The sequence below is a fragment of the Pantoea ananatis LMG 2665 genome (genome assembly GCF_000710035.2).
Lineage (GTDB): Bacteria > Pseudomonadota > Gammaproteobacteria > Enterobacterales > Enterobacteriaceae > Pantoea > Pantoea ananatis.
The window spans coordinates 157,030-180,538 of the sequence record NZ_JMJJ01000006.1 but is presented as its reverse complement, the minus strand read 5'-3'; the positions used below and the strand labels follow the sequence as shown (position 1 = coordinate 180,538).

The 23,509-nt window shown below is 53.6% G+C and carries 20 protein-coding genes; 10 read left to right on the top strand and 10 right to left on the bottom strand.

The annotated features are described in order from the left end of the window. Positions 1 to 3 precede the first annotated feature (3 nt). Positions 4 to 999 carry a type IV pilus twitching motility protein PilT gene (locus tag EL29_RS14330; protein WP_028715763.1) on the top strand — a complete coding sequence of 332 codons (996 nt, stop codon included), beginning with the start codon at positions 4 to 6 and terminating at the stop codon, positions 997 to 999. Here EL29_RS14330 and ruvX read toward each other — a convergent pair. The 9 genes from ruvX to metK form a co-directional block, all read right to left on the bottom strand. After that, positions 996 to 1,412, bottom strand: coding sequence for a Holliday junction resolvase RuvX (ruvX, locus tag EL29_RS14325; RefSeq protein WP_013027089.1), 417 nt, complete (start codon positions 1,410 to 1,412; stop codon positions 996 to 998). The two genes, EL29_RS14330 and ruvX, sit on opposite strands and share 4 nt — an antisense overlap. Then, positions 1,412 to 1,975, bottom strand: coding sequence for a YqgE/AlgH family protein (locus tag EL29_RS14320; protein WP_019104764.1), 564 nt, complete (start codon positions 1,973 to 1,975; stop codon positions 1,412 to 1,414). Before EL29_RS14320 ends, ruvX begins: the two co-directional genes overlap by 1 nt. 85 nt (positions 1,976 to 2,060) lie before the next feature. Further along, the gene (gene gshB / locus EL29_RS14315; RefSeq protein WP_013027087.1) at positions 2,061 to 3,005 is read right to left on the bottom strand and encodes a glutathione synthase; all 945 of its coding nucleotides are present in this window, start codon (positions 3,003 to 3,005) and stop codon (positions 2,061 to 2,063) included. A 115-nt stretch (positions 3,006 to 3,120) separates the two neighbouring features. Further along, positions 3,121 to 3,852, bottom strand: a complete 732-nt coding sequence (gene rsmE / locus EL29_RS14310; RefSeq protein WP_028715762.1) for a 16S rRNA (uracil(1498)-N(3))-methyltransferase — start codon at positions 3,850 to 3,852, stop codon at positions 3,121 to 3,123. A 73-nt stretch (positions 3,853 to 3,925) separates the two neighbouring features. After that, a complete protein-coding gene (endA, locus tag EL29_RS14305) occupies positions 3,926 to 4,633 on the bottom strand; it encodes a deoxyribonuclease I (protein ID WP_028715761.1) in 708 nt (235 codons plus the stop codon). Between the two features lie 75 nt (positions 4,634 to 4,708). After that, positions 4,709 to 5,221 carry a SprT family zinc-dependent metalloprotease gene (locus EL29_RS14300; protein ID WP_042677525.1) on the bottom strand — a complete coding sequence of 171 codons (513 nt, stop codon included), beginning with the start codon at positions 5,219 to 5,221 and terminating at the stop codon, positions 4,709 to 4,711. Positions 5,222 to 5,326: 105 nt separating this feature from the next. Beyond that, positions 5,327 to 7,261: a methyl-accepting chemotaxis protein gene (locus EL29_RS14295; protein ID WP_013027083.1), complete on the bottom strand. Its 1,935-nt coding sequence runs from the start codon at positions 7,259 to 7,261 to the stop codon at positions 5,327 to 5,329. A 245-nt stretch (positions 7,262 to 7,506) separates the two neighbouring features. Further along, on the bottom strand, positions 7,507 to 8,898 hold the full coding sequence (locus EL29_RS14290) for a sugar porter family MFS transporter (protein WP_014594508.1): 1,392 nt from the start codon (positions 8,896 to 8,898) through the stop codon (positions 7,507 to 7,509). A gap of 438 nt (positions 8,899 to 9,336) precedes the next feature. After that, a complete protein-coding gene (gene metK, locus EL29_RS14285; protein WP_015699581.1) occupies positions 9,337 to 10,488 on the bottom strand; it encodes a methionine adenosyltransferase in 1,152 nt (383 codons plus the stop codon). A gap of 803 nt (positions 10,489 to 11,291) precedes the next feature. On the opposite strand from metK, the gene speA reads away from it, so the two are divergent. Together speA and speB are read left to right on the top strand one after the other, a co-directional pair. After that, positions 11,292 to 13,271, top strand: coding sequence for a biosynthetic arginine decarboxylase (speA, locus tag EL29_RS14280; protein ID WP_014594507.1), 1,980 nt, complete (start codon positions 11,292 to 11,294; stop codon positions 13,269 to 13,271). Positions 13,272 to 13,430: 159 nt separating this feature from the next. Beyond that, positions 13,431 to 14,351 carry an agmatinase gene (speB, locus tag EL29_RS14275; RefSeq protein ID WP_013027079.1) on the top strand — a complete coding sequence of 307 codons (921 nt, stop codon included), beginning with the start codon at positions 13,431 to 13,433 and terminating at the stop codon, positions 14,349 to 14,351. Between the two features lie 43 nt (positions 14,352 to 14,394). Here speB and loiP read toward each other — a convergent pair whose 3' ends face one another. Next, a complete protein-coding gene (loiP, locus tag EL29_RS14270) occupies positions 14,395 to 15,150 on the bottom strand; it encodes a metalloprotease LoiP (RefSeq protein WP_014594506.1) in 756 nt (251 codons plus the stop codon). A 270-nt stretch (positions 15,151 to 15,420) separates the two neighbouring features. On the opposite strand from loiP, the gene tkt reads away from it, so the two are divergent. The 7 genes from tkt (at position 15,421) to argO (ending at position 23,503) form a co-directional block, all read left to right on the top strand. Then, positions 15,421 to 17,415, top strand: coding sequence for a transketolase (gene tkt, locus EL29_RS14265; RefSeq protein WP_013027077.1), 1,995 nt, complete (start codon positions 15,421 to 15,423; stop codon positions 17,413 to 17,415). Positions 17,416 to 17,722: 307 nt separating this feature from the next. Next, complete coding sequence (epd, locus tag EL29_RS14260; RefSeq protein WP_013027076.1) at positions 17,723 to 18,742, top strand: erythrose-4-phosphate dehydrogenase; 1,020 nt, start codon at positions 17,723 to 17,725, stop codon at positions 18,740 to 18,742. 51 nt (positions 18,743 to 18,793) lie between these two features. After that, positions 18,794 to 19,957, top strand: a complete 1,164-nt coding sequence (gene pgk / locus EL29_RS14255; protein ID WP_013027075.1) for a phosphoglycerate kinase — start codon at positions 18,794 to 18,796, stop codon at positions 19,955 to 19,957. A gap of 109 nt (positions 19,958 to 20,066) precedes the next feature. Further along, positions 20,067 to 21,146: a class II fructose-bisphosphate aldolase gene (fbaA, locus tag EL29_RS14250; protein WP_013027074.1), complete on the top strand. Its 1,080-nt coding sequence runs from the start codon at positions 20,067 to 20,069 to the stop codon at positions 21,144 to 21,146. Positions 21,147 to 21,350: 204 nt separating this feature from the next. After that, positions 21,351 to 21,704, top strand: a complete 354-nt coding sequence (locus tag EL29_RS14245; protein WP_015699585.1) for a VOC family protein — start codon at positions 21,351 to 21,353, stop codon at positions 21,702 to 21,704. Positions 21,705 to 21,880: 176 nt separating this feature from the next. Then, positions 21,881 to 22,756, top strand: coding sequence for a small-conductance mechanosensitive channel MscS (locus EL29_RS14240; protein ID WP_014594505.1), 876 nt, complete (start codon positions 21,881 to 21,883; stop codon positions 22,754 to 22,756). 123 nt (positions 22,757 to 22,879) lie between these two features. Then, positions 22,880 to 23,503 carry an arginine exporter ArgO gene (gene argO, locus EL29_RS14235; protein WP_028715760.1) on the top strand — a complete coding sequence of 208 codons (624 nt, stop codon included), beginning with the start codon at positions 22,880 to 22,882 and terminating at the stop codon, positions 23,501 to 23,503. Positions 23,504 to 23,509 lie beyond the last annotated feature (6 nt).

The following is a 23,509-nucleotide window of genomic DNA, read 5'->3' as shown; positions in this document are numbered from 1 at the left end:
AAAATGGATTTGGATGAATTAGTGGAGCTTAGTGTAAAGCATAACGCCGCCGATCTGCACCTTTGTAACGGACATTCGCCGTACTGGCGCCATCAGGGCGGGCTTGAAACGCTGCCCGGCCAGCCCATCCTGCCATCCGACTGGATGGCGCGATTTACCTCGTCATGGCTGGACAGCGAACAGCAGCAGGTGCTAAAGCGAGAAGGGCAGCTGGATTTCGCCTTAACACTGGTTAACGGGCAGCGCCTGCGCGCGAACCTGTTTATGCAGCGCAACGGGCTGTCTCTGGCGCTGCGTATTATTGCCAGCCGCTGTCCTTCGCTTGCGGATTTACGCCTTCCGCAGGTCGTGCCCACCTTGCTGAACAAACAGGACGGGCTGATTTTGATTACCGGCGCGACCGGTAGCGGTAAATCCACCACGCTCGCCGCCATGGTCGATGCCATCAACCGGCAGCAGGCCCGTCATATTCTCACGCTGGAAGATCCCATTGAGTTTATTCATCACAGCCAGCAGTCCCTGATTCAACAGCGCGAAGTGGGGCTGCATTGCCGCTCGTTTAGTCTGGGCCTGAAAGCGGCCTTACGCGAAGATCCCGATGTGATTATGCTGGGAGAATTACGCGACAGCGATACCATTCGCCAGGCATTAACCGCGGCAGAAACCGGACATCTGGTGCTGGCGACGTTGCATACGCGCGGCGCAGTCCAGGCGGTGGATCGGCTGGTGGATGTGTTTCCTGCAGATGAAAAGGCGCTGATACGCACCCAGCTGGCGGGCAGTCTGAAAGCCGTTATTGCGCAGCAGCTGGTTTCAGCCACAGATGAGACACGCGTGGGGCTGTTTGAGGTGCTGATTGCCACCAGCGCGGTGGTCAATCTGATTCGGGAAGGCAAAATGCATCAGATTCCCGCTATTTTGCAAACCGGCGCGCAGGCCGGAATGCAAACCTTTGAGCAGAGTCGGTTAGCCCGTCAGGCCGAAGGGGTGATTCATTAATGGGTTTCAAACCAGTCCTGCAGGATAATCGCCGCTGACTGGGAATCGACTGAACCTTTATTCAGGGCACGATAGCCACCCCGTTCAAACAAACCGGCGCGCGCTTCAACGGTGCTGAGGCGCTCATCCTGTAGCTCAACGCGAATACCAAAACGGCCATGCAGGCGATTCGCAAACTTACGGGCGCGGGCTGTTAAAGGTTGCTCGGTGCCGTCCATGTTCAGTGGCAAACCCACCACAACAAAGTCGGGCTGCCACTCTTTAAGCAGCTTTTCAATTTGCAGCCAGTCTGGCGTCCCGTCCTGCGCCTTAATCGCGCTTAACGGACGGGCGCTGCCCGTCAGCTGCTGACCAACCGCAACGCCGATGCTTTTGGTGCCGAAGTCAAAACCTAACAACGTTTGTGTATTCATCAGGCGTGACCTGCATCGCTGGCCATGTTGTGAATATCAATGCCCATACTGCGCGCGGCTTCACGCCAGCGCTCGGCGATGGGCGTCTGGAACAAAATATTACTGTTAGCCGGTGTGGTCAGCCAGGCGTTCTCCATCAGCTCATTTTCAAGCTGGTCTTTTTCCCAGGCACAATAACCCAGCGCGACCAGCACATGATCGGGCTGTGAGGCTGTACCGATCGCTTCCAGCACGTCACGTGAGGTGGTAATCACGGTGTTGTCTGACACCCGAATGCTGGAAGTAAAGGTGCGCTGTGCCGAGTGCAGGATAAAGCCCCGATCTTCCGCCAGCGGACCACCGCTGAACACCGGCTTATCAAGATTGATAGCCGGATCGCGGTTATCTTCGGCGATCTTGAGCTTTTTCAGAATGCCTTCAACCGTCAGGTTTTCCATCGGCTTATTGATAATCAGCCCCATTGCCCCTTCTTCGTTATGCTCACAAACGTAGACGACAGAACGTTTAAAAAAGGGATCTTGCAACGATGGCATGGCAATTAAAAAGTGATGCTGTAAATTCATTCTCACATGCTTTACCAAAGATAACCGGTGCGTGATTGCTGCACCGGTGTTGGGTTGATCACGGAGCATGGCCCCAGCGTTATGCTCAGCTCAGGCGCTTCTCAATGGCGTCCATCAGCATACCGGTGATGGAGACAGGGAAGGCGGCCTCAATTTCACGAATGCATGTTGGGCTGGTCACGTTAACTTCAGTCAGTCTATCACCAATAATGTCGAGGCCCACAAAAATCAGGCCTTTGGCCTTCAGTGTTGGACCGACGCGGCGGGCGATTTCCCAGTCACTTTCGCTCAGCGGGCGCGCTTCACCGCGTCCGCCAGCCGCCAGGTTTCCACGGGTTTCTCCCCCCTGGGGAATACGCGCCAGACAATAAGGAACCGGTTCGCCATCCACCACCAGCACGCGCTTATCACCGTCTTTGATAGCCGGCAGGTAGTTTTGCGCCATGCAGTAACGGCTTTCATGTTCAGTCAGGGTTTCAGCGATAACGCCGAAATTCGGATCGTCCTGCTTCACACGGAAAATAGAGGCGCCGCCCATGCCGTCCAGCGGTTTCATGATGACGTCGCCATGCTCTTGCCAGAACGCCCGCAGCTGTTGCTTAGAACGCGTGACCAGGGTGTCCGGCGTGAATTCAGCAAACCAGGCGGTATACAGTTTTTCGTTACAGTCGCGCAGGCTTTGCGGCTTGTTGACGATCAGCGTGCCCTGCTCTTCAGCCCGTTCCAGGATGTAGGTACAGTAGATAAACTCGGTGTCAAACGGCGGGTCTTTACGCATCAATACGACATTGAGATCGGCCAGTTTAATCTGCTGCTCACTGCCAAACTGATACCAACTTTCGGCATTCTGTTCCACGCTAAGCAGGCGAGTGCGGGCGTAAGCCACACCACCGCGCAGGGAGAGATCGTTCATCTCCATGTAGTGGATTTCGTAACCCCGGCGCTGTGCTTCCAGCAGCATTGCAAAGCTGGAGTCTTTTTTAATGTTGATGGATGAGATTGGGTCCATCACGATGCCAAGCTTGATCATTATTATCTCCTGAAGGAGGCGGCGGTTACCGTCTCGTTTCGTTCGGGCAAAAAGGGGCTGAGCAGTCAGAACGCGATGTTGATTACAGGCGTCCCAGTGGAGCTAAAAGTATCGCTTAACCCAGGTCACCAAACCTCACCTGAAGTGCCGTAATGGCAGTCAGGGCCGTTGTTTCGGTACGTAAAACCCGTGGGCCAAGCAGAATATCGGTAAAACCGTGCTGCGCCGTCATGGTAATTTCGTCAGCTGAAAGCCCGCCTTCCGGACCAATCAGCAGGCGAACGCGCTCAACCGGCTGAGGCAAAGTGTTGATGCTGTGGCTGGCGCGCGGGTGCAGGTTCAGTTTTAACCCACTTTCCGCTTCACTGCACCAGGCTTCGAGTGCCATGGCCGGACGGATTTCGGGTACCCGGTTACGACCACACTGCTCGCAGGCGGCAACAGCAATCTTTTGCCACTGCTGAATTTTTTTTGCCAGGCGTTCTGCATCCAGTTTGACACCACAGCGTTCAGAAAACAGCGGCGTAATAACATTAACGCCCAGTTCGATTGATTTCTGGATGGTAAATTCCATTTTTTCGCCGCGAGACATGACCTGACCGAGATGCAGATGGAGGGGCGACTCGCGATCGTCTTCCTGACTTGCCGTGATGGATACTTTTACACGTTTTTTATCAACATGCGTGATTTCTGCAGCGAAAGTCAGATTACTGCCATCAAAGAGTTCTACATGCTGTCCGCTGGTCATACGCAGCACGCGACCAACATGACCGGACGCGTCTTCATCAAGCGTGATTTCACTGCCAACATGAACAGGCTGTGAGTGATAAATGCGAGGTATGCGCATAATGTCCCTGAGAGCTAAACGCCGCGAGGTTGACGCGGCGGGGCTGTGAAACAGTTAGTTTAGGGCAGGGATTTTAACGCGTGCAAGCCTCAAGCACATAAGGATTATGATTCCCCTGTACGCGAGCGATGCGCTGGTCGCGCTCGCATTCCCATTTGCTGACCGGATAGCGCTTGTTCCAGGCTGTAAATAACTGCGTTTGCTGACGTGACAGACGCAGATGATACTGGTCGCGCATATAGAAGTAAGTCCGGGCTATCGCGCCACGGGCCCGTTCGGGCGGCTGCGCCTGCTTGTTTTTAAAATCAATCTGCATGCTGCACTGACCGTACTGTTTATCCGTACCGTTCCACTGACTGTAGGCATAGTTACCGCGATCGCCATTCACTTCACCGATTGCCGGCTGCAGATTATGCAGGTCGGTTTCGATACGGCGATAGTCGGCATCTTTGCTGCAATTTTTGCGGCCGCCGTTCTGCCAGCACTGACGTTGATGGCCGAACTCCCAGGCGGGCATCACGTGTTCCCACTCGATACGTGCGGCGCGGTGGGCATTTTTGCGCGGCTGGTAGCCACAGCTGTTCAGATCAGGCTCCCCCTTTTTGCCGTGCCAGGTAATTTTACAGCCACAGTAAAAGCTGCCGGGCGCATCGTCATTAATCTCTGCGGCGTAGGCTTTTGCCTGTTGAAAATTATTTTGATGATAGTTGTTGAGGTTTAGGGCCTGGCTGTTAAAAGACGCGAGTAACAGTGCAGTCGTGATGAGAAATTTGCGAGACATGTTCCAGTTTTACCCCTGGTCCTTAAAAGGGCGGCAGGGTAACAGAATGCCTGCTCAGGCGGAATGAGAATCCGCTCAGGAAAGGGGAAAAACCTCGGCTTTCAATAAGCTACCGCAGTGAACGCAGCGGTACTCGCTTTCGCCGCGAACGACACGATTATGGCGCCTCACGGTAAGCTGGTGCTGTTGACACTGGCAGCGATAAGCAAAGGTGCGGCTGCGCACCGACTCGACCTCAAACTGATGGGTGCGCCGCGCCGGCACGCCCAGCACAGTCTCCATCATCCATTTCCACTCTTTGCCATGCGGTGCAACGCGGCCGAAGGTTTTCCACACCAGCAAATGGGCCAGCTCATGGGGAACGACCTCATCAATAAAGGCCTGCTGATTTTCCATCAGCAGGACAGGATTCAGGCGGATTTCCCATTTTTCCAGCCAGGCCGTTCCGGCAGCCGTGCCGCGCTGCTGATAAACCAGCCTGGGTTCGGGATAATGTTGTTCGAGCTTTTCATTTGCCCGTTCGAGCCCACTACGCAGGGCGCGCATAACGGCTTGTTGTAGGGCAATGGGAAGACGGGATGTTTTCATGGCGCTCAGCATAAGCGGCAGCGGCGTGGAACTCAACTCAACAGCAATATCGGTCCTGCAAAAAAGTCGTACCCGCCGAACCCGACGGGCAGACATGACATTATTTTAATGGAACTGCCTTATTGTCTGAGCCAGTTGCTGCGCCTGATCCTCAAGTGAGCTGGACGCCGCTGACATCTGCTGAACCAGCGCAGCGTTTTGCTGGGTCGTGCCATCCATTTCATTGACCGCGATGGTCACCTGCGCAATACCGCGGGCTTGCTCATCGGATGCAGCAACGATTTCACCAATGATGCGCTGCACTGATGAAACGGCATTTGTCATCTCATGCATGGTTTTGCCTGCATCGTTGACCAGCACAACGCCATTTTCAACCCGAACAACTGATTCCTCAATCAGGGCGGAAATATCTTTCACGGCGCTGGTTGTCCGCTGCGCGAGATTCCGGACTTCGGCGGCTACGACCGCAAAGCCGCGCCCCTGTTCGCCTGCGCGTGCAGCTTCAACAGCAGCATTAAGTGCCAGAATGTTGGTCTGAAACGCGATGCTGTTAATCAGCGTGGTGATATCACCGATTTTCTTTGAACTTTCATCAATCTGCGCCATGGTAGTGACCACCTGATCGACCAGGGTTTCCCCCCGGCTGGCGATGCGCGTGGCATTTTCAGTCAGGCTCGTTGCCTGCTGTGCATTATCCGCGTTCATGCGGATAGCTGCACTAATCTGCTCCATGCTCGCGGCAGTTTCTTCCAGTGCCGCAGCCTGTTCCTCGGTGCGTGAGGCGAGGTTGAGGTTTGCACCGGCAATTTCGCCCGCTCCCTGCTGGACCGAGGTGCTGGCGTCTTTGATTTGTCCCACAATGCTCTGCAACTGTGTCTGCATGGTGTTGAGGGCATAAAACAGGCTGCTGCTGTCGCCTGGCGCAACCTGAATGCCATTGTTTAACTGACCTTCAGCAACGGCCAGCGCAATGCGCGCCGCCTCTTCGGGTTCACCGCCAAGATGACGCATCACTTTACGGTTGAATAACAGACCCAGCACGGCCCCCACGGAAAGGATACTGACAATCATCAGCGCAATAGCCCAGTAAAGCTGCTTGTCAGCCGCCGCCATTACCTGGCTGACGGGTGCCACAATCCCTACATACCAGGGTTTCGTGTTGTTGCCCACGCTTATCGGGTACCAGGTGTACATGGCATTTTCTTTCAGTACGGGATCGTACTGTTCTGTCACTGCCGTACGGTAGCTGTTGCTGTTTCCCTGCCATTTTTTGCCGGCTTCACCTGCATTGGGGGAGGAAATCACGTTGCCGCTGTTCGAAAGCAGCAGCGCGTAGCCGGTTTCGTGCCAGGGTTTGATCTGGTTTACTTTTTTCTGGATGGCGGAAAGCAGGATATCGGAACTGACAACCAGCTTCAGTTTGTCATTGACCATAACAGGGGTAGCCACCGAGGTTAACCACTCTGGTTTTGCGCCATCATAAGCGAAGCTGTAAGGCTCAATCAGGGTGTCCTTTTGCGTTTCTTTCGGCAGTAAATAGTAATTACCGGCCCCCGGCTGCAGAAAGTCCAGTGCCGGATTCATTTTGTAGCGCCCGTCTTTGTCCCGGTCAACATACCAGGCATAGCGACCACCCGGTGGCGTTCCCTGCGGCCCGACAAAGGCACTGTCACGGCCATCAAAGGCATCGGGTTCAAACACTACGGTCATCGACACAAAGTCAGGGTTTTTATTCAATGCATATTCCATCAGCTTGTCGGCAACTTTACGATCATTTATCCCTGCTGCAGGCAGGGCAGCAAGGCTTTGCCCCAGGTTTTGAGCGGCATCCAATGCATGCGTCAGTTCCTGCTGAATTTGCCCGGCGTGACTAGCAGCAATTTGCTGCAGGTAGTTAGCGGCAAGAGATTTTTGTTCTTTCGAGGACTGCCAACTGAGTAATCCGATGGTCGCAGTAAACCCCACGACGATCGTCATTCCGCCTGCCAGCAGCATCTGAGCACGGGTGCTCATCGTCTTTTTAGGGCTGGTATTGTTCATGCTATTTCCTGGTCAACGCGAAGTCTGAAAAAAGCTTTTTATAATGAAAACGTCAGGTAATTTATCGGCGTATATTTTTTCGACTTTAATGAAAGAAAAGCGAAGCGGGGAGGTGTAAGCCAGTAACGGCAAGGTCTGGGCGTTGAAACGGTAGGATATTTTTCGTTGTCAGTTGTGGGGAAAGCGGCAAGAAAAAAGCCAGTCAGCTTACCTTGACTGGCTCTAGGGGACATACTGAGGAGGGCTTACTGACCGATATCGCGCAGCTTTTTACCTGCCATCAGGTTACGTTCAATGTGCTCCAGCGAAACGTTTTTGGTTTCGGGAATCAACATCACCGTCAGGACGATGAAGAAGACGTTGAGCAGGCCGTAGACCCAGAAGGTCGGCGCATTGCCCAGCGTATTCAGCATGGTCAGGAAGGTTGCGCCGACAATCATGTTGGCGATCCAGTTAGTCGTGGTTGAAACAGTGATACCGAAATCGCGTCCTTTCAGAGGCTGAATTTCAGAACACAGAACCCAGATCAGCGGACCGGCTGACATGGCAAAGCCCACGATAAACATCAGCAGCATGCCAATGGCAAAGTACTGCGCACCTTGTGAATGAATGCCCATGTGCAGCATGGTGCCAAGAACGCCCATACCGGCTGCCATCACCAGGAAGCCCAGAATCAAGGTAGGCTTACGGCCCCAGCGATCCACCAGACCGATAGCAATAAAGGTTGCCAGTACGTTAACCAGGCCGACAATCACCGTTCCCCACATCTGCTGGGTGGTATTCGCAAAACCCGCAATCTCAAAAATTTTCGGTGCGTAATACATGATGACGTTCATGCCGGTAAACTGTTGCATCACCTGCAGCAGAATGCCCAGGTACACCGCACGACGGAAGTGGCTGCTACTGGTAAATAATCCCCAGCCTGACTGTTTGATCTTCAGGCTTTCACGGATCTCATCCAGCTCGCGCTTCGCCTGCTCACTGGTATCACGCAGGCGATCCAGTACGCGTTGCGCATCACGGAAGTTTCCTTTCGCCGCCAGCCAGCGTGGGCTGTTTGGCAGAAAGAACACGCCGATCAGCAGCAGCAGGGCAGGAATGGTGATCACGCCCAGCATCCAGCGCCAGTTACCTGTGAAGCTGAACGCGGTATCGGAAAGGTACGCACCCAGAATACCGATGGTAATCATCAACTGATAAAGCGAGATCATACTGCCGCGGATTTTTTCAGGCGCAATCTCAGAAAGATAGAGCGGCGCAGTGTAAGAGGCGATACCGACCGCCAGGCCTAACAGCACGCGTGCGCTGATCAGCATTTCTGGGTTAGGTGCCATGGCTGACCACAGTGAGCCAATAACAAACAGGATCGCACCAGCCATCAGGCTTTTTTTACGCCCCAGACGCGATGACATCCAGCCGCTGCCGATAGCACCGATGGCCGCCCCGAACATCATTGAGCTGACAATCCACTCCTGTTGGTGTGCCGTAACGTTAAAGTCCTTCGCGATAAAGGGCAGTGCACCGGCGATAACGCCGATATCCAACCCAAACAGCAGGCCTGCAAGGGCTGCCAGAAAGCAGACAAATAAGGTCATTGCCTTATTTGAGGTTCTGCTTTTATGTGAATTGCCAGGCATGGTTGCCTCCAAAATTATCCATCATTGTTGTTATCGATGTTAAAAAACCTTATCTGGGCAAAAAGTGAGCCCGATCACATTGATGTAATCGCTTACACTTGCTGAAACCCTGAAATCCAGCATTTATAACCCAGAAAGGTCAAGTAACCAGTGAGGTATAGCACCCTCGAAGTTTCTGACAATGCCCTGTTTAACGCCTATCAGATGACGCTGAAAATAACGCATTTTAGGAAGAATAACTACGGCGATAAATTCCTAAATAGCCGATATCTAAAGCGTTTCAAATTGTAATCGTTAACACATTAGCTGAGCACAGGCTGAGAGAAAGTGTAGCTGAGTTAAAAAAATGTGCAGGTGGGGGAAACTGAAGGCCCGAGAGGAATAAAAAGAAAAAAAAAGCCCCGCCGCGAGGCAGGGCTTTTTGAGACGTTTTCAGGCTTACAGGCCCGCAGCCTCACGCAACTGTTCTGCTTTGTCAGTTTTTTCCCAAGGGAAATGTTCGCGACCAAAGTGGCCATAGGCAGCGGTTTCTTTATAGATCGGATGCAGCAGATCCAGCATCTGAATCAGGCCGTAAGGACGCAGATCGAAGAACTCGCGCACCAGTAAGGTCAGCTGTTCAGTAGACACTTTCTCAGTGCCAAAGGTCTCGACCATGATGGAGGTCGGCTCGGCAACACCGATGGCGTAGGAAACCTGGATCTCACAACGATCGGCCAGACCCGCTGCCACGATGTTTTTTGCAACATAGCGGGCGGCATAGGCGGCTGAACGGTCAACTTTTGACGGGTCTTTGCCTGAGAAGGCGCCACCGCCGTGACGTGCCATACCGCCGTAGGTATCAACAATGATTTTGCGACCGGTCAGGCCACAGTCACCCATTGGGCCACCGATAACAAAACGGCCCGTTGGGTTGATGTGATATTTGGTGGATGCGCTCAGCCACTCGGCAGGCAGGACGGGCTTGATGATTTCTTCCATCACCGCTTCCTGCAGATCTTTTTGTGAGATCGCTTCGCTGTGCTGAGTTGACAGAACGACCGCATCAATACCGACGATTTTGCCGTCGTCGTACTGGAAGGTCACCTGGCTTTTGGCATCCGGACGCAGCCATGGCAGCGTGCCGTCCTTACGCACTTCGGCCTGACGCTGAACCAGACGGTGCGCATAGGTCACCGGGGCTGGCATCAGAACGTCGGTTTCGTTTGTCGCATAGCCAAACATCAAACCCTGATCGCCCGCACCCTGTTCCAGCGGATCGCTGCGGTCAACGCCCTGGTTGATATCCTGAGACTGTTTGCCAATAGCGCTTAATACTGCGCAGGAGTTGGCATCAAAGCCCATATCGGAATGAACATAGCCGATTTCACGTACGGTATTACGAGTGATTTCTTCAATATCAACCCAGGCGCTGGTGGTGATCTCACCGCCAACCAGAACCATACCGGTTTTAACGTACGTTTCGCAGGCCACGCGCGCTTTGGGATCCTGTTCCAGGATCGCATCAAGCACAGCATCAGAAATCTGGTCGGCGATTTTATCAGGATGTCCTTCGGATACGGACTCGGATGTAAAAAGATGTTTAGCCATTATGTTCTTTACCTTACCAATGGTTTGAATTCGACTGCATAGCGCAAGTGAGTATTAGCTGACTTAACGCCCCTTAAGGCAAAGCCGTGAGCAGTCAGGTAGTGTCAGCACGCAGGCCAACTCCGCCTGGATATTAACCTGTTTAGATGGAAAACCATCTGGACGTCTATTTTAGGTTACGCGGTGAGCGAATTACCAGCCCTTTTTGATGTTGCACTGTTAACTTTACGCGCAGCAGTGGAAAATCCTGCTGACAGCGCGTGCATTAAGCAAATAATCTCTTTGCTTTTTTTAGGCGCAAAATGTATAAAACGCCGCTGCGTTCTCAGCAGCAAAAAGGATGACGCGCTTACCGCGTCGCGCCCGTCAGACAGCTGTCTGGCTTTCACCCAGGTGGTTTTCCACATGTCCAGGACATGTGCGGAGGTGATACGAGTAATGAGCCTTATCTTCTCTCTCCCGGCCTTTTCGCGTGCTGGCACGGCGCTGGCGTTATCCTGTTTCCCGTCCTTATTTCTCTTCTGCCGACATTTTATTGGTTTCGGTAATTATCCCGACACAAGCGCTGGTTAACCTCTGACGCGATAGCGGTTTATATCGTCCAGGCGGTGAGCGTCGTGAATTATTCGCGGCCCTTTTGTACCTGACGCGGCTGAGTGTTTTACACTTAACACTACAGTGATGCATCGTGCAGGTTCGCAACGCAGACAGAGCATGACGTAATATGTGGCAACGAATTTCCAGACTCCCGACCTTCAAGTCGGTTTACATTATTATCTTTCAACGGAAAATTGAGGTTCGCGATGTCTGACGGCATGAAGAATATCAAGGGTTCGTCAGCTGGCGAACAAGGTGCACTCCGCTCAATGCAGGAGGTGGCGATGAACGATCAGGACGCCAGCCTGATGCTGCGGACCTACAACATTGCCTGGTGGGGCAATAACTACTATGACGTCAATGAACTGGGTCATATTAGCGTCTGCCCCGATCCGGATCGTCCGGATGTGCGTGTCGATCTGGCTAAGCTGGTTAAGGAACGCGAGGCCCAGGGCCAACGCCTGCCCGCGCTGTTCTGTTTCCCTCAGATTCTTCAGCATCGCCTGCGCTCAATAAACGCTGCTTTTAAACGCGCACGTGAGTCTTACGGTTACACCGGTGATTACTTCCTGGTGTATCCCATCAAGGTGAACCAGCATAAGCGCGTCATCGAATCCCTGGTCAATTCTGGCGAACCGTTGGGTCTGGAAGCCGGTTCAAAAGCCGAACTGATGGCGGTACTGGCTCATGCCGGTCAGACTCGTTCGGTTATTGTATGTAATGGTTACAAAGATCGTGAATATATTCGTCTGGCGCTGATTGGCGAGAAGATAGGGCACAAGGTTTATCTGGTTCTGGAGAAGATGACCGAAGTGCGCATGGTGCTGGAAGAAGCCGAGCGCCTGAATGTGGTGCCGCGTCTGGGCATTCGTGCACGTCTCGCTTCACAGGGTTCTGGTAAGTGGCAGTCGAGCGGCGGCGAAAAATCTAAATTTGGCCTGTCAGCAACGCAGGTACTCAAGCTGGTTGAAATCATGCGTGAAGCGGGTCGGATCGACAGCCTGCAGCTGCTGCATTTCCATTTGGGATCGCAGATGTCTAACATTCGCGATATCGCGACCGGGGTGCGTGAGTCTGCGCGCTTCTATGTGGAACTGGCAAAACTCGGCGTCAACATTAAGTGCTTTGACGTTGGCGGCGGCCTGGGCGTTGACTATGAAGGTACCCGTTCGCAGTCCGACTGTTCGGTCAATTACGGACTGAATGAATATGCCAATAACGTGATCTGGGGAATTGGCGCAGCCTGTGACGAGCATGGACTTGAGCACCCAACGGTGATTACCGAATCCGGCCGCGCAGTCACAGCTCACCACACGGTGCTGGTATCTAACATCATCGGCGTTGAGCGTAACGAATTCAGTAAGCCAGAAGCGCCAGAGATTGAGGATGCCCCGCGTCCTATCCTGAGCATGTGGGAAACCTGGCAGGAGATGCACGAGCCGGACACGCGTCGTTCGCTGCGTGAATGGCTGCACGACAGCCAGATGGACCTGTTTGATATCCATACAGGCTACTCATCCGGTACCTACAGCCTGAAGCAGCGCGCTTGGGCAGAACAGCTTTATCTGAGCATCTGTCACTACATTCAGCAGCATCTTGATCCCAGCAACCGCGCGCACCGTCCGATCATCGACGAGTTGCAGGAGCGCATGGCGGACAAGATCTACGTTAACTTCTCGCTGTTCCAGTCCATGCCGGATGCATGGGGCATCGATCAGCTGTTCCCTGTGCTGCCGCTGGAAGGCCTGAATAAAAAGCCGGAACGTCGTGCCGTGCTGCTGGACATCACCTGTGACTCTGACGGTACCATCGATCACTATGTTGATGGTGATGGTATTGCCACAACCATGCCGATGCCGGAGTACGACGTGGACAACCCACCGATGCTCGGCTTCTTTATGGTCGGCGCCTATCAGGAAATCCTGGGTAACATGCATAACCTGTTTGGTGACACCGAAGCGGTTGACGTGTTTGCCTTCCAGAATGGCGAGGTGGAGGTTCAACTGTCGGATGAGGGCGATACCGTGGCCGACATGCTGCAGTATGTTCAGCTCGATCCGAACGAACTGATGACGCTGTTCCGTAAGCAGATTCAGACCTCTGAACTGGATGACGAACTGCGTGAGCAGTTCCTGCAGGAGTTCGAAAGTGGTCTGTATGGCTACACCTATTTAGAAGACGAATAAAGCCCCGCGAAGCGCTTGCAGCGGGTCGGGACATTGTTGATAATCGGCAGCAACCCATCCCTTCCTCGTCGGGCCTAACGACGCGGAGGGGATTTTTTTTATCTCAACCTTCATGGTGCGCGCCCCAGGCCCGCCTCATGCACAGACAGAGGACGACTTATGTACAATACCCTCGGCAATCAGTACGACAATTCACTGGTTTCTAACGCCTTTGGTTTTATGCGTTTTCCGGTTAATTTCCAGCCTTACGACAGCGACGCAGAGTGGGTGATCACCGGGGTGCCCTTTGACGCCGCGACCTCAGGCCGTCCAGGCAGCCGTCTTGGCCCTGGCGCTATCCGCCAGATTTCGACCAATCTCGCCTGGGAAGGCTGCCGCTGGCCGTGGGAGTTTGACCTGCGTCAGCGCCTGAACGTGGTGGACTGCGGCGATCTGGTTTACGCCTTTGGTGATTCACAGGATCTGTCTGACAAGCTGCAGGCCCATGCAGAGAAACTGCTGGCGAACGGCAAACGCATGATGACCTTTGGTGGCGATCACTACGTCACGCTTCCCCTGCTGCGCGCGCATGCGAAGCACTTTGGTAAAATGGCGCTGGTGCACTTTGACGCCCATACCGATACCTACTCCAATGGTCCAACGTTTGACCATGGCACCATGTTCTTTACCGCACCGAAAGAGGGGCTCATCGATCCTCAGCACTCGGTGCAAATCGGTATTCGTACCGAATTCGACAAAAGCCTGGGCTTTAACGTGCTGGATGCTGCTCAGGTTAACGACCGCAGTGTGGACGATCTTCTGGCGGAAATTAAGCGCACCGTCGGCGACCTTCCGGTTTATCTGACATTTGATATCGACTGTCTGGATCCTGCGCATGCGCCGGGCACCGGTACGCCGGTCATTGGCGGTTTAACCACAGATAAAGCCACTAAACTGATTCGTGGTTTACAGGGCATGAATATCGTGGGGATGGATCTGGTGGAAGTCGCGCCGGGTTACGATCACGCCGATCTGACTGCACTTGCCGCCGCTACGCTGGCGCTGGACATGTTGCACGTTCAGGCAGCGAATAAAGGCTGATGCGACAGAGGGATAACCTCAGGGTTATCCCTCTGATTCTGACTTACTTGCCGTCTGCGGCGATGCGATCGCGAATATGCTGCGCACGCGCTTCGGAGTCAGGATGCGAGTCAAACATTGAGCTTTGACGGCCCTGTTCCAGTTTTGCCAGTTTTTCAAAGCTGGTTGCCAGCCCGACCGGATCAATACCGCGCTTTTTCAGCAGGTTGTATGAGTAGTCATCAGCCTGAGTCTCCTGCGTCTGCGAGAACTGGGCATTTACTAATTTTTCACCCATATCACCCAACTGCGACTGTGACAGCGAACCAATAATACCGCCAGCCGATGCCGCCGCGGTGCGTGCTGCCGTTGTGGTGAAGGCGACCTGCATCGCTTTGCGCGTATGACCCAGCGCAACGTGGCCCATTTCATGGCCCAGTACCGCCTCGACTTCATTGTCGGTCATCATATCCATCAGTCCGCTGTAAACGCGGATGCAGCCATTGGCCATTGCCCAGGCGTTAACGTCTTTGGTCTGGTAAACCTTGTAGTTAGCCGGGATACCATTGATGTTGTCGCCCAGTGCCGCAGCGATTTTATTCAGCCGTTGCTGGTACTCGCTGTCAGCTGGCGCGACCTGATTTTCTTTGTCCATTTGGGCGCAGGACTGATCGCTAAGCTGCTTGACCTGAGCATCGCTCAACGTGTAAGCCTGAAATGCCTGTGCGCCGGATTGCAGCAGACCATTACTATTTACACCCTCACAGCCGCTAAGCAGCGCAACCAGGCCCAGAGCCAGTGCCGTTTTATGAATTTTCATTCTGTCGTCCCATAAGTAACAAGATAAAAAACAAACACCTGAATCCCTACAAGGTGGTTTAACCAACAGGTTATAGTTGGTGATAAACCTTTTTGCTAGCAGACATGACTGGAAAAGCCAGACGAAGCGGGAACATTTAGCGTTTTACGACATTACTTTTGCCCCGTTTTTCATGTACATTGTGGTGAAACTTTTCCCCGTGCTTTGCCCGATAGCTGATTAATTACAACAGGTTAAGGCGCAAATCATTAATCCGAACTGGAGTAGAAGATGCCCTCTCGTAAAGATCTTGCCAACGCCATTCGCGCGTTAAGTATGGACGCAGTGCAAAAAGCTAAATCGGGACATCCGGGTGCCCCGATGGGCATGGCGGATATCGCCGAAGTCTTGTGGCGCGGCTATCTCAATCATAACCCAACCAACCCACACTGGGCCGATCGCGACCGTTTTGTTCTGTCCAATGGTCACGGTTCGATGCTGATTTACAGCCTGCTGCACCTTACCGGCTACGATTTACCGATTAGCGAGCTGGAAAACTTCCGTCAGTTGCATTCTAAAACGCCGGGGCACCCTGAATATGGCTATACCGTGGGCGTGGAAACCACGACCGGTCCGCTGGGGCAGGGCATCGCTAACGCCGTAGGTTTTGCCATTGCGGAGCGCACGCTGGCAGCACAGTTCAACCGTCCGGGCCATGAGATCGTAGATCATAATACCTGGGTCTTTATGGGCGACGGCTGCATGATGGAAGGCATCTCACACGAAGTGTGCTCGCTGGCGGGTACGCTGAAGCTGGGCAAGCTGGTGGCATTCTATGATGACAATGGTATCTCCATCGATGGTCATGTTGACGGCTGGTTCACCGATGACACCGCGAAGCGCTTCGAAGCGTACGGCTGGCATGTGGTGCGCGGCGTTGACGGTCACGATGCCGACGCCATCGCGAAAGCCATTGAAGAAGCGAAAGCGGTGAGCGACAAGCCGTCATTGCTGATGTGCAAAACTGTGATCGGTTTTGGTTCACCGAATAAAGCGGGGACCCACGATTCACACGGCGCACCGCTGGGCGATGACGAGATTGCGCTCACCCGCAAACAGTTAGGCTGGGACTATCCGCCTTTCGTTATTCCTTCAGACATTTATGCTGAGTGGGATGCTAAGGAAGTAGGCAAGGCGAAAGAGGATGCGTGGAACACGAAATTCGCGGCCTATGCCAGTGCCTTCCCAGAGCTGGCTGCAGAATTTACGCGCCGCATGAGCAACGAACTGCCGGCTAACTGGCAGCAGGAATCGCAGAAGTTTATCGAGCAGTTACAGGCTAATCCGGCGAAAATCGCCAGCCGTAAAGCCTCACAAAATGCGATCGAAGCCTTTGGTAAAATCCTGCCAGAATATCTGGGCGGTTCGGCTGATCTGGCACCCAGTAACCTCACCATCTGGTCTGGCTCTAAGCCCATCAATGAAGACGCTGCCGGCAACTATATTCACTACGGCGTGCGTGAATTCGGTATGACCGCGATTGCCAACGGTCTGGCGCTGCATGGCGGCTTCCTGCCTTATACCGCGACCTTCCTGATGTTTGTTGAGTATGCACGTAACGCCGCCCGTATGGCCGCGCTGATGAAAATCCGTCAAATTATGGTTTATACCCACGACTCTATTGGCCTGGGCGAAGATGGCCCGACGCACCAGCCGGTAGAGCAGATGGCGAGCCTGCGTACCACACCAAACATGAGCCTGTGGCGTCCGTGTGATCAGGTGGAATCAGCAGTGGCGTGGAAATATGCGATTGAGCGTAAAGATGGTCCAAGCGCACTGATCTTCTCTCGTCAGAATCTGGCGCAGCAGGATCGTACCGCAGAGCAGCTGGCAAACGTGGCCCGTGGCGGTTATGTGCTGAAAGACAGCGCGGGCACGCCAGAGCTGATTCTGATCGCCACCGGTTCAGAAGTTGAACTGGCTGTGGCTGCGTATCAGAAACTGACCGATGAAGGCCGTAAGGTTCGCGTGGTTTCCATGCCATCAACGGATGCGTTCGACAAGCAGTCTGCTGAATATCGTGAATCTGTCCTGCCGAAGGCCGTTGCCGCTCGCGTTGCCATTGAAGCGGGTATTGCAGACTATTGGTTCAAATATACCGGCCTGAACGGCGCTATCGTCGGCATGACCACCTTTGGTGAGTCAGCGCCTGCTGAGAAGCTGTTTGAAGTATTCGGCTTCACGGTAGACAACGTGGTAGCGAAAGCAAAAGCGTTGCTGGCCTGACAGAAGGGCGCAGGCGAGTGAAGGCTCGTCTGAACCCAGATGAAAGGGGGCGCAGTTTGCCCCCTTATCGACAAAATTATTCCTGTAGTAATAGCGATTTTTTGCGTAATTTTGTGATGTAGATCCAAAAATACGCAGTCCGCTTGATCGCAATCATTCCCGTTATTCCTTCCTTCTATTATCCTAGCTGAACCGTTTCAGTTTAGGCTGCTTTGCCTGCGGTCGGGCTAAGAATCTCCTGTACAAAATGCAGTGAAACGCTCAGGCTATCTGCACCTTTTTTTCAGTCTGGTTTGGCAGGAGAAAGATGACCATTCGGGTAGCGATAAACGGCTTTGGTCGCATTGGGCGCAACGTGTTGCGTGCACTGTATGAAACGGGGCGCCGCGCGGAGATCACAGTGGTGGCAGTTAACGAACTGGCTGAGGCTGCGGGCATGGCGCACCTGCTAAAGTACGATACCAGTCATGGGCGTTTCGCGCTGGATGTGCGTCAGGAGCGGGATCAGCTGTGGGTCGGAGACGATATTATCCGTATTCTGCATCGTGCCGGACTGGACGAACTGCCCTGGGGCGAGCTCAACGTTGACGTGGTGCTGGACTGCACAGGCGTTTACGGTTCCCGTGATGACGGCGAAGCCCATCTGCGTGCAGGAGCGAAGAAAGTGCTGTTTTCCCATCCAGGGGGGAACGATCTTGATGCAACCGTGGTGTATGGCGTTAACGAGCAGGAACTGAAACAAACGGACTGTATTGTCTCTAATGCATCCTGTACCACTAACTGCATTATTCCGGTGATTAAGCTACTGGACGACGCTTTTGGTATCGAGTCGGGGACGGTAACGACTATCCATTCGGCGATGCACGATCAGCAGGTGATTGACGCCTACCATAGCGATCTGCGCCGTACGCGTGCGGCCAGTCAGTCTATCATCCCGGTGGATACCCGGTTGGCGGCAGGTATTGCGCGTATTTTTCCGAAATTTAACGATCGCTTCGAAGCCATCGCGGTTCGCGTACCGACGATCAACGTGACGGCCATTGATCTCAGCGTTTCCGTGCGCCAGCCCGTTCGGGCCTGTGAGGTTAACGCCTTGTTGCAAAGCGCGGCAGAAGGGGCATTTCGTGGTATAGTTGACTATACAGAATTGCCGTTAGTCTCAGTAGATTTCAACCATGATCCGCACAGTGCCATTGTGGACGGTACACAAACGCGGGTCAGCGGTCAGCATCTGATCAAAACCCTGGTCTGGTGTGACAACGAATGGGGCTTTGCTAACCGAATGCTCGACACAACGTTAGCGATGGCCGCAAGCGGTTTCAGGTAAGACGCGGTTTGCGTCTGGCAAAACTTATGAGAATCAACGAGAGGGTTCACCATGTCCGTAATTAAGATGACCGATCTGGATCTTGCTGGCAAACGCGTTTTAATTCGCGCCGATCTCAACGTACCAGTGAAAGAAGGGAAAGTGACGTCAGATGCACGTATTCGTGCTTCACTGCCAACTATCGAAGCGGCGTTGAAACAGGGCGCCAAAGTGATGGTTACCTCTCACCTGGGTCGTCCGACCGAAGGTGAATACAACGAAGAATTCTCACTGCTGCCAGTAGTGAACTACCTGAAAGAGAAACTGAACGGTACTCAGGTTACCCTGGCGAAAGACTACCTCGACGGCGTCGATATCGGCGCGGGCGAACTGGTCGTACTGGAAAACGTTCGCTTCAATAAAGGCGAAAAGAAAGACGACGAAGCGCTGTCTAAGAAATACGCTGCGCTGTGCGACGTCTTTGTTATGGATGCCTTTGGTACCGCGCACCGCGCCCAGGCATCCACGCATGGCGTGGGCAAATTTGCCCCTGTCGCCTGTGCTGGCCCGCTGCTGTCAGCTGAGCTGGAAGCGCTGGGTAAAGTGATGAAGAACCCTGAGCGCCCGCTGGTGGCTGTGGTCGGTGGTTCTAAGGTTTCAACCAAATTTGACGTGCTGCAGTCGCTGGTGAAGATTGCCGATACCGTGATTGTCGGCGGCGGCATCGCCAACACCTTTGTCGCTATCGACAACAACGTGGGCAAATCGCTGTATGAGCCAGACTTCGTTGACGCGGCCAAAGGCCTGCGCGATCAGTACGGCATTCCTGTTCCAACCGATTCACGTGTTGGCACGGAATTCTCTGAAACTGCCCCGGCAACCGTGAAAAAGGTTTCGGAAGTCGCAGATAACGAAGAGATTATGGACTTCGGTGATGAAACCGCTCAGGCCATGGCGACCATCCTGAAGAATGCCAAAACCATTCTGTGGAACGGCCCGGTGGGCGTGTTTGAATTCCCGAACTTCCGCAAAGGCACCGAGATTGTGGCTAACGCCATTGCAGACAGCGAAGCATTCTCAGTGGCGGGCGGCGGTGATACGCTGGCGGCTATCGACCTGTTCGGTATCGAAGACAAAATCTCCTACATCTCTACCGGCGGCGGTGCCTTCCTGGAGTTCGTGGAAGGCAAAAAACTGCCTGCCGTAGCCATGCTGGAAGAGCGTGCGAAGCAGTAATCCTTTGGGGGCGGTGCCCTACGGCATCGCCTAAAAACTCGCCCGAAACCGGGCGTTTAAATCGCTGTCCCCGTATCGGGGATAACCGGTCACGAAACAGGACACAATCATGTCTAAAATTTTTGATTTCGTAAAACCCGGCGTTGTCACTGGTGATGACGTTCAGAAGATCTTCAAAGTAGCGAAAGAGAACAAATTCGCTCTGCCTGCGGTCAACTGCGTCGGCACCGACTCCATTAACGCTGTACTGGAAGCCGCGGCGAAAGTAAAAGCGCCGGTTATCGTACAGTTCTCCAACGGTGGTGCTGCATTCATCGCCGGTAAAGGTTTTAAAACAGACAAGCCACAGGGCGCAGCGATTTTCGGTGCCATCTCTGGCGCACACCACGTGCATCTGATGGCTGAGCAGTACGGCGTGCCGGTTATCCTGCATACCGACCACTGCGCCAAGAAACTGCTGCCGTGGATCGACGGTCTGCTGGACGCGGGCGAAGAGCACTTCAAGAAAACCGGTAAGCCGCTGTTCTCTTCTCACATGATCGACTTGTCCGAAGAGTCACTGGAAGAAAACATCGAAATCAGCAGCAAATACCTGGCGCGCATGGCGAAAATCGACATGACCCTGGAAATCGAGCTGGGCTGCACCGGTGGTGAAGAAGATGGCGTAGATAACAGCCATATGGATGCTTCAGCGCTTTACACTCAGCCAGAAGACGTAAACTACGCGTACGAAAAACTGAATGCGATCAGCCCGCGCTTCACCATTGCGGCCTCTTTCGGTAACGTGCACGGCGTTTACAAGCCAGGCAACGTTAAACTGACCCCAACCATTCTGCGTGATTCACAGAAATATGTCTGTGAAAAACACGGTCTGCCGCACAACGCGCTGGATTTCGTATTCCACGGTGGTTCAGGTTCATCTGCTGCAGAAATCGAAGAGTCTATCAGCTACGGCGTGATCAAGATGAATATCGATACCGATACCCAATGGGCAACCTGGGACGGCATCCTGCAGTACTACAAAAAGAACGAAGGCTATCTTCAGGCGCAGCTGGGTAACCCAGAAGGCGCAGACAAGCCTAACAAGAAATACTATGACCCACGTGTATGGCTGCGCTCTGCCCAGGCATCCATGGTGGTGCGTCTGGAGCAGGCGTTCAAAGAACTCAACGCCGTTGACGTTCTGTAAGCATCACGCTGCTGGCGTCTGAGTTCGAGAGAACGGCAGACGAACGACTCAGTCCCGATCGTCCGATCGGGACTTTTTTTTATCCTTTCTGCTCACGCTCAGTTTCATTTCTTTTTGTCGGGCGACACATTCTGACGTGCTGTCACAACCTCACTGCAGCGCGCGCTGTATCCTGTGTGTGGCTTAACAGGTGAGGGCAATCGTATGGCCGTCAAACGCATTGTGGCGAATATTCGGGCCGGAAATATGGAAGAAGCAGAACGCTTCTACGGTGACATTCTCGATCTGAAACTGGCGATGGATCACGGATGGATCATGACCTGGGCCGCGGATAACACGATGGTGCCGCAGGTCAGTATTGCGCGGGAAGGCGGCGCCGGCACAGCTGTTCCGGATTTATCCATTGAGGTTGATAATCTTGATGAGGTGTATCAACGCGTTGTCGCTGCGAGGCTGCCGGTCGACTATGCGCTTACAGAAGAAGCGTGGGGCGTGCGTCGTTTTTATGTCCGTGATCCGTTTGGCAGGCTGATTAATATACTCAGCCATGTGCCCTGAACAAACATCGTGCGCGGAGGCCGGCGTGCTGATGCGTAAGTGTGCAAAACCGCCTTCCCGTATCACTCAGTTTGGCGTCTGGCTAAATAATTGATTACCCTTAACCATTGGGTGTCGGATTACATCTGGCAGTTTTTTGTCTTTCCCCACAGGGGAACTATCGACAGGGCTTACAAATGGAAGACTTGAATGTTGTTAATGGCATTAACAGTGCCGGTGGCTGGCTGGTACACAACCAGGCGCTGATTCTGAGTTATGCCGTCAATATCGTCGCGGCAATTGCCATTATCATTGTCGGCATGATCATCGCCAGGGTGATTTCTAACACGGTTAATCGCCTGCTGCTCGCGCGCCATATTGACGCCACCGTAGCCGATTTCCTTTCCGCCCTGGTGCGCTATGGCGTTATCGCCTTCACGGTCATTGCTGCGCTGGGTCGTGTCGGCGTGCAGACGGCATCGGTTATCGCCGTGCTGGGTGCCGCCGGTCTGGCAGTAGGTTTAGCCCTGCAAGGCTCGCTCTCCAATCTGGCGGCTGGCGTCCTCCTGGTCACCTTCCGTCCTTTCCGCACCGGTGAGTTTGTCGATTTGGGCGGCGTAATGGGCACCGTGCTCAATGTGCAAATTTTCTCGACCACCCTGAAATCTGCCGATGGCAAAATCGTTGTGGTGCCAAATGGTAAAATCATCAGTGGCAATATCATCAACTTCTCGCGCGAGCCAGTGCGCCGGAATGAATTCATTATCGGCGTTGCCTACGAAGCCGATGTGGATGAGGTGATTGCCCTGTTGCGCGGCGTCGTTGAGGCCGATCAGCGCGTACTTAAAGAACGTGGCATCCAGATTGGCCTGAATGAATTAGGGGCGTCATCGCTTAACTTCGTGGTGCGTTGCTGGAGTAACAGCAGCGATCTGCAGGACGTTTACTGGGACTTACTGAAAAACTTTAAACGTGCGCTGGACAGCAAAGGTATTGGCATCCCTTATCCACAAATGGATGTGCACCTGCACCAGGTTCAACAACCTGAAAGCGAGACGACCGCAACGCAGTAACGTTAATGGGCGGCAGCGGTCGCCCATTAATTTTGTTAATAGCAGATTAATTTTTTCAATTTCCGCTAATCTGACTCGCTCTTTATAATCCCTGCATCTCACCGATGTAAGGAATGTCATCCAGTGTTAACCATTTACTTTCAAGGGCTTGCTCTTGGGGCGGCGCTTATCCTGCCGTTAGGCCCACAAAACGCCTTCGTGCTGAACCAGGGGGTAAAGCGCCAGTATCATTTGATGACTGCGGCGCTTTGTGCGTTAAGCGATATCGCATTGATCTGTGCGGGCATTTTTGGCGGCAGTGCGCTCCTGAACCAGTCTCCCTTACTGCTGATGCTGATTACTTGTGCCGGGGTTGCCTTTCTGCTCTGGTTCGGGTGGGGCGCCTTACGTACGGCATTTAGCCGTAACATTGAACTGGCGTCGGGTAGCCACGCAACGCAGAGCAGAAAACGAATTATCGCGACGATGTTGGCGGTGACCTGGCTGAATCCACATGTTTATCTTGATACCTTTGTTGTGCTGGGCAGTCTGGGCGGGCAGTTACCCGGAACGGTTGCGCGACAGTGGTTTGCGCTGGGGACCATCAGCGCCTCGGTGCTGTGGTTTTTCGGTCTGGCGCTGCTGGCGGCCTGGCTTGCGCCTCTACTGCAAACGGCGCGCGCTCAACGCATCATTAACCTGCTGGTCGGTGCGGTCATATGGTTTATTGCGTTTCAGCTTGCCCGGCAGGTCATCACGGGATTTTGAGTAAAA